Source organism: Streptomyces antimicrobicus, from assembly GCF_020532625.1.
Taxonomy (GTDB): Bacteria; Actinomycetota; Actinomycetes; order Streptomycetales; family Streptomycetaceae; genus Streptomyces; species Streptomyces antimicrobicus.
On the sequence record NZ_JAJAUY010000070.1, the window covers coordinates 24,989 to 32,172 of the forward strand.

Below are 7,184 nucleotides of genomic sequence, written 5' to 3' on the forward strand. Positions count from 1 at the left end.
GCGGGCGTTTAGGGTCGGCCCTATGAAGCTCCGACTGCCCAGGTTCCGGCGCGGCCGCCTGCTCGCCGGCGCCGCCGCCCTCGCCGTGGTCGCGGGGGCCGGGACGTGGACGGCCGCCGGTTCCGGCGAGCCGCCGCCCGTGCACCGCGAGGACACCGTGCTGGAGATGCCCGACGCGGCTGTCGACACCTCCTACTTCACCGCGGGCGGGGGCGGGCGGCGGCCCGCCGTGCTGATCGGGCACGGGTTCGGCGGCAGCAAGGACGACGTCCGGGACGAGGCGGAACGCCTCGCGCGCTCCGGCTACGCCGTCCTGACCTGGTCGGCCCGCGGCTTCGGCCGCTCCGGCGGCCGGATCGGGCTCAACGACCCGCAGTACGAGGTCAAGGACGTCTCCCGGCTGATCGACTGGCTCGCCCGCCGACCCGAGGTGCAGCTGGACGCCGACGGCGATCCGCGCGTGGGCGTCACCGGCGGCTCGTACGGCGGGGCGATCGCCCTGCTCGCGGCCGGGTACGACCGGCGGGTGGACGCGATCGCCCCGCGGATCACGTACTGGAACCTCGCCGACGCCCTCTTCCCCCAAGGGGTGTTCAAGAAACTGTGGGCGGGCGTCTTCTTCACCACCGGTTCGGCCGGCGGCCTGCGGCCCGCCGGGCCCGCGGCCGCCACGGCCCCGGATCCCGGCTCCGCGCGGCAGGCGGGCACCCCCGCCGGTCCCGGGGCGCCGCCGGCCCCCGGTTGCGGGCGCTTCCAGCCGGAGCTGTGCGCCATGTACGAGCGGGTGGCCGTGGCGGGCAAGCCGGACGAGCAGGCCCGCGACCTGCTCCAGCAGCGCAGCCCCTCGGCGGTCGGGGACCGCATCAAGGTCCCCACCCTGATCGTGCAGGGCCAGTCGGACTCGCTCTTCCCCCTCGACCAGGCCGACGCGATGGCCCGGGCCGTCGCGGCGAACGGCGCCCCGGTGTCCGTGGACTGGGAGGCGGGCGGCCACGACGGCGGCACCGACGAGACCGCCCGGGTCCGGGCCCGGGTGACCGCCTGGTTCGACCGCCACCTCAAGGGCGACGACGGCGTGTCCACCGGACCGGCCTTCCGGGTCTCACGCTCCGGCGGCATCGACTCCACCGACGGGCGGATCAAGCTGCGCGGCGCCGGCGCCGACCACTACCCCGGCCTGACCCCGGCCGCGCGGCCGGTCGCGCTCTCCGGCCCGGAGCAGTCCTTCGCCAACCCGCCGGGTGGCGCGCCGCCCGCGCTCTCGGCGATGCCCGGCATCGGCGGTCAGCTGTCGGCCCTCGGCGCCGGGTTCGCCCTGGACTTCCCCGGGCAGTTCGCCCGCTTCGACTCGGCACCGCTGGACGCGGCGCTGCGCGTGACGGGCACCCCGTCCGTCAGGGTGCGGGTGAGGTCGACGGCGCCGGACGGATCGGCGGTGCTCTTCGGCAAGGTGTACGACGTCGGGCCCGACGGCCGCACCCAGGTGCTGCCCCATCAGCTCGTGGCCCCGGTGCGGGTGACGGACGCCCAGCAGGGCGCCGGCGTCGACCTGCGCCTGCCCGCGATCGACCACGAGGTCCAGGCCGGCCACCGGCTGCGGCTGGTGCTCGCGGCGACCGACTTCGGCTACGCGACCCCGGCCGCCCCGGCGACGTACACGGTCGCGGTCGAGGGTCCGCTCGCCGTGCCCGTCGCGGACGGGGTCACGACCGCCGCGGCCCCGCTGCCCGCCTGGACGTGGGCGCTGCCGCTGGCCGCGGCCGCGCTGGCGGCCGCCCTGCTGCTGGTCCGGCGCGGCGGGCGGCGCGGCCCGGGCCCTGCGCCGGAGCCGGACCCGGAGCGGGCCGGCGTACCGCTGGAGATCACCGGTCTGACCAAGCGGTACGGATCGGTCAAGGACGACCGGTACGCGGTGCAGGACCTGTCGTTCCGCGTCGAACAGGGCCAGGTGCTGGGCCTGCTCGGCCCCAACGGCGCCGGCAAGACCACCACGCTGCGGATGCTGATGGGGCTCATCTCCCCGGACGCCGGGGAGATCCGGGTGTTCGGCCACGCGGTGCGGCCCGGTGCGCCGGTGCTGTCGCGGGTCGGCGCGTTCGTGGAGGGCGCGGGCTTCCTGCCGCACCTGTCCGGGCGGGCCAACCTGGAGCTGTACTGGCAGGCCACCGGTCGCCCGCCGGAGGACTCCCACCTGGCGGAGGCCCTGGAGATCGCCGGGCTCGGCGACGCGCTGGAGCGGGCCGTACGGACGTACTCGCAGGGCATGCGGCAGCGGCTGGCGATCGCCCAGGCCATGCTGGGACTGCCGGACCTGCTGATCCTCGACGAGCCGACGAACGGCCTGGACCCGCCGCAGATCCGGGAGATGCGGGACGTGATGATCCGGTACGCCGCCGGCGGCCGGACGGTCATCGTCTCCAGCCACCTCCTGTCGGAGGTCGAACAGTCCTGTACGCACCTGGTGGTCATGGACCGCGGGCGGCTGGTGCAGGCGGGCCCGGTGGCCGAGATCACCGGAGGCGGCGACACGCTGCTCGTGACGCCGGCCGACGGACCGGTCGCGCGGACCACCCTGGAGAAGATCGCGGCGCTGGAGGGAGTGGGTTCGGTGACGGCGTCCGACGAGGCGATCCTGGTCCGGCTGGCCGGTGCCACGCCGGCCGACCTGATCGCCGAACTCGTCCGGCTGGAGGTCCCGGTCGCGGCCGTGGGACCGCACCGACGGCTGGAGGACGCGTTCCTCACCCTGATCGGAGGCCCGGCATGAGCGGGACGAGGACCACGGCGGCCGCGGCGACCGCCACCGCCGCCGCTCCCGGGTACGCGGCGGGGCGGACCTTGCCGTTGCGGGTGGAGGCACTGCGGCAGTGGCGCCGGCGGCGGACGCTGGTGATGGGCGGGGTGCTGGCCGCGCTGCCGTTCGTCATGATCATCGCGTTCGCGGTGGGCGGCGGCGGGGACGACGGCCGCAGCGACGGCGGCCGGGTCAGCATGATCGACGCGGCCACCGCCTCGGGCGCGAACTTCGCCGTGACGTGTCTGTTCGTGTCGGCCGGTTTCCTGCTGGTGGTGCCCGTGGCGCTGTTCTGCGGGGACACGGTGGCCTCGGAGGCGAGCTGGTCCTCCCTGCGCTACCTGCTGGCCTCGCCCGTGCCGCGCGCCCGGCTGCTGTGGAGCAAGCTGGTGGTGGCGTTGGGGTTCAGCCTGGTGGCGATCGTGCTGCTGCCGGCGGTGGCGCTGGCCGCGGGCACGGTGGCGTACGGCTGGGGGCCGCTGAAGCTGCCCACGGGCGGGGTGCTGGCGGCCGGTGACGCGGTGCCGCGGCTGCTGCTGGCGGTGGCGTTCGTCTTCGTGTCGCAACTGGTCACCGCCGGACTGGCCTTCTGGCTGTCGACGAGGACGGACGCGCCGCTGGGCGCGGTCGGCGGGGCGGTGGGCCTGACCATCGTGGGCAATGTCCTCGACGCGGTGACGGCGCTCGGGCACTGGCGGGAGTTCCTGCCGGCGCACTGGCAGTTCGCCTGGGTGGACCTGCTGCAGCCGACCGTCGAATGGGGCGGCATGGCCAAGGGCGCGGCGGTCTCGGTGTCGTACGCGCTGGTGCTGGGGGCGCTGGCGTTCCGGGGGTTCGCGCGCAAGGACATCGTGTCCTGAGGCAGGGCGGTGCCCCGGCCGGGGCACCCGGGCCGGGGGGGGCGTCCGCCCGGCTGGAGGGCGTCCGCCCGGCTGGAGGGCGTCCGCCCGGCCGGGGAGCGCTGCCGCGGACCGTCAGGAGGCGATGTCCTCGATCTCCGCGAGCAGTTCGGCGTCGAGCGGCCGGTCGGCGACCGCCGCGTTGGCGCGTACCTGCTCGGCGGAGGTGGCACCGGCGATCACCGAGGCGCAGCCGGGACGGGCCGACAGCCAGCCGATGGCCAGTTCCAGCAAGCTGCGGCCGTGCTTCTCGGCGAGCGCGGCCAGCGCCTCGACCGTGTCGAGCCGCTCCTCGGTCAGGTACGCGTCCCGTCCCTCCAGCCGCGAGCCGGCCGGCACCGGCGCGCCCCGCCGGATCTTGCCGGTCAGCAGCCCGTTGGCGAGGGGGAAGTACGGCAGCACGCCCAGGCCGTAGTGCACGGCGGCCGGCACCAGCTCCTGCTCCGCCCCGCGCTCCAGCAGCGACCAGTGGTTCTGGGCCGAGACGAACGGCACGCTGCCCTGCTCCCGGGCGACATGGGCGGCCTCGGCCAGCTGCCAGCCGCTGAAGTTGGAGTGGCCGATGTAGCGGACCTTGCCCTCCTGGACCAGCTCGGTGAGGGCGGCCAGGGTCTCGGCGACCGGGGTGGCCGGGTCGGGGCTGTGCAACTGGTACAGGTCGATGTGGTCGGTGTCCAGGCGGCGCAGCGACGCCTCGACGGCCCGGCGTACGTAGGCCCGGCTGCCGCGGGAGCCGGCGGCGGGACCGTAGCCCATGTCGACGCCGTCGTAACCGAACTTGGTGGCGAGCACCACCTGGTCGCGCCGGCCCTTGAGGGCCTGGCCGAGGTGGCTCTCGGAGCCGCCGCGGCCGCCGTAGATGTCCGCGGTGTCGAACAGGGTGACGCCCGCGTCGAGGGCGGCGTCGACGACCGCGCGGGTCGCCCGGGCGTCGAGCCGGCCGCCGAAGTTGTTGCAGCCGAGGCCGACGGCGGAGACCTGGAGGCCTGAACTGCCCAGGGGGAGATAACGCATGGGGAGGTGTGCCTCCGCTTTCTTCCGTTTGGTTCGGGGTTCTTGTGACTCTTGGGGCGCTTGTGGCTCTTGGGGTACTTGGCTGTACTGGAGGTGCTGGGGGGGTACTTGCGGTTCTCCGGGTTGCGGGTTCAGTCGAGGGTGACGGTCTTGGCGGGGCCGAGGTCGGGCGCGTCGCGGACGGGCAGTTCGGCGCCCGGCCGCTCCAGTTCGAGGACGACGATCTCGTTGGTGCCGGCCCGCCACAGGGGGCCCGGGGCGTAGAGGGTGCGCTGCGGCCCGCGCGGGGTGTCGTAGTGGCCGAGCAGGAAGCCGTTCAGCCAGACCAGGCCGGTGGCCCAGCCGGAGACGTCGAGGAAGCCGTCGGCCGGTGCGGGGACGTGGTGGGTGAACCGGTGGAACGCCGGGCGATGGGACGCCGGGCGGTGGGACGGCGGGGCGGGGACCGGCGCCCGGGCCCAGTCGAGGACGGTCAGGTCGGTGAGCGGCAGGGGGCGGATCTCCCACTCGAACAGGTGCTGGTGGCCGTGGCGGACCCCGCGCCAGATGCCCTTGCGGTCGTCCAGCAGCGGACCGTAGTTGACCCGGCCCTGGGCCCGGACCAGCACGTCGAGCACGGCGCCGGACGGGCCGACCGCGAGGTCGAGTCCCTCGTCGGGGCTGTTGCGGTCGAGGATGCCGAGCGGCTCGCCGTCGGCGAACACGTACGCGCGGTCGCCGAGGCCGTCGATCCGGATCGGCATGGCCGGCCGGGGCCCGGTGACGGACGTCCGGTAGTGGATCATGCCGTGCGACTGGCCGAGCTTCTCCATGGGCTCGGGGGCCGGGCGGTGGACCGGGCCCGGGCCGTCGGTCAGTGCGTCGAGGGCGTCCAGCAGCGGCGCGGTGCCGGCCGGGACGGCGAGGGCCGGGGCGAGGCGGGGGCGCGGTTCGGGCAGGGGGAGCTCGGGCAGCGGCACGTAGCGGCCGATGACCTCCCGGAAGGCGTGGAACTTCGGGGTCAGTTCACCGGCCTCGCCGATCGGGGCGTCGTAGTCGTAGCTGGTGACGGTGGGCTGGTAGCCGGGCTCGCCGGGCCGGGATCCGGTGTGGTTGGCGCCGGCCCAGAAGCCGAAGTTGGTGCCGCCGTGGGCCATGTAGAGGTTGACGGAGGCGCCGGAGGCAAGGAGTTCGTCGAGGGAGCCGGCGGCGTCCTCGACGGCGCGCACGTGGTGGTCGTCGCCCCAGTGGTCGAACCAGCCGATCCAGTACTCCATCGCGGCCAGCGGGCCGGTCCTCTGGTAGCGGCGCAGGGTGTCGAGCCGTTCGGTGGGGCGGGCGCCGAAGGTGGCGGTGGCCAGCCGGCCGGGGACCGTGCCGCCCTGGAGCATGGCGTCCTCGGCGCCGTCGGCGGTGAACAGCAGGCAGTCCACACCGCGTTCGACCAGGGCCCGTTCGACATGGGCCCGGTAGCGGGTGTCGTCGCCGTAGGAGCCGTACTCGTTCTCGATCTGCACGGCCACGACGGGCCCGCCTCGTCCGGCGAGCAGGGGCAGCAGTTCGGGGACGAGCTGGTCGAACCAGCCGTCCACCTCGGCCTGGAACCGGGGGTCGGAGCAGCGCAGGTGCAGGCCGTCGAGGGCGAGCAGGCGGGCGGGCAGACCGCCGAAGTCCCACTCGGCGCAGATGTACGGGCCCGGCCGGACGATGGCGTCGAGGCCGAGGCCCTGGGCGATGCGCAGGAAGCGGCCGACGTCGCGCCAGCCGGTGAAGTCGGCCTTGCCGGGGGCGGACTCGTGGAAGTTCCACGGGACGTAGGTGTCGACGGTGTTGGCGCCCATGGCGCGCAGCCGCGTCAGCCGGTCCTCCCACAGCTCGGGGTGGACCCGGAAGTAGTGCAACGCCCCGGAGACGATGCGGTGGGGGCGGCCTGCCCGCCGGAATCCGTCCTGGTCGTGCGTGAGCATCGTGACTCCCGTCGCTGCGTACGTACGTGCGTGCGCTGCTCGCTGACGGGCCGGACCCGGGACGGACCCCGGCCGGACCCGGGCCGGACCCGGGACGGAGCAGGGAACGCCGCCCGCGCCGGCACCGTCAACGACTACCTGACCGGGAACGATCGAGCCGATCGTTCTGGTTCCCCAGCGATGCGGCGCGCGGCCGCGACGGCACCGGCCCCGAACGGGACGCCACGGCTCCCGCCACGGCGTCACTCACCCCCGAGCCCCGGGAACCTCGCCCCGCGCCCCTCCGCCGAGCCGGTCCGGCCGGGGGCCGGTCGGCCGGAGGCCGGAGGCCGGGAGGCCGGGAGGCCGGACGGCCGGGAGGCCGGAGGCCGGTCGGCCGGGAGGCCGGGAGGCTGGAAGACCGGAAGACCGGAAGACCGGGAGGCCGGAGGCCGGAGGCGGGGAGCCGGAAGGCCGGGGGCCGGGAGGCCGGGGGCCGGGAGGCCGGTCGGCCGGGAGGCCGGTCGGCCGGGAGGCCGGTCGGCCGGGAGG

The 7,184-nt window shown here is 75.4% G+C and carries 4 protein-coding genes; 2 read left to right on the forward strand and 2 right to left on the reverse strand.

The window, feature by feature from the left end; genetic code table 11:
* Window positions 1-22 precede the first annotated feature (22 nt).
* Complete coding sequence (locus tag LG632_RS18260; RefSeq protein ID WP_226728402.1) at window positions 23-2,767, forward strand: alpha/beta fold hydrolase; 2,745 nt, start codon at window positions 23-25, stop codon at window positions 2,765-2,767.
* Window positions 2,764-3,654 carry an ABC transporter permease gene (locus LG632_RS18265; RefSeq protein WP_226728403.1) on the forward strand — a complete coding sequence of 297 codons (891 nt, stop codon included), beginning with the start codon at window positions 2,764-2,766 and terminating at the stop codon, window positions 3,652-3,654. Before LG632_RS18260 ends, LG632_RS18265 begins: the two co-directional genes overlap by 4 nt.
* Before the next feature lie 114 nt (window positions 3,655-3,768).
* Here the strand turns inward: LG632_RS18265 and LG632_RS18270 are convergent, their stop codons facing one another.
* The gene (locus LG632_RS18270; protein WP_226728404.1) at window positions 3,769-4,707 is read right to left on the reverse strand and encodes an aldo/keto reductase; all 939 of its coding nucleotides are present in this window, start codon (window positions 4,705-4,707) and stop codon (window positions 3,769-3,771) included.
* Window positions 4,708-4,838: 131 nt separating this feature from the next.
* Complete coding sequence (locus LG632_RS18275) at window positions 4,839-6,653, reverse strand: glycoside hydrolase family 35 protein (protein WP_226728405.1); 1,815 nt, start codon at window positions 6,651-6,653, stop codon at window positions 4,839-4,841.
* Window positions 6,654-7,184: the final 531 nt, after the last annotated feature.

Coding starts and splice junctions, on each gene's coding strand:
- LG632_RS18260 (WP_226728402.1), top strand. CDS start 23: ATGAAGCTCCGACTGCCCAGGTTCCGGCGCGGCCGCCTGCTCGCCGGC.
- LG632_RS18265 (WP_226728403.1), top strand. CDS start 2,764: ATGAGCGGGACGAGGACCACGGCGGCCGCGGCGACCGCCACCGCCGCC.
- LG632_RS18270 (WP_226728404.1), bottom strand. CDS start 4,707: ATGCGTTATCTCCCCCTGGGCAGTTCAGGCCTCCAGGTCTCCGCCGTC.
- LG632_RS18275 (WP_226728405.1), bottom strand. CDS start 6,653: ATGCTCACGCACGACCAGGACGGATTCCGGCGGGCAGGCCGCCCCCAC.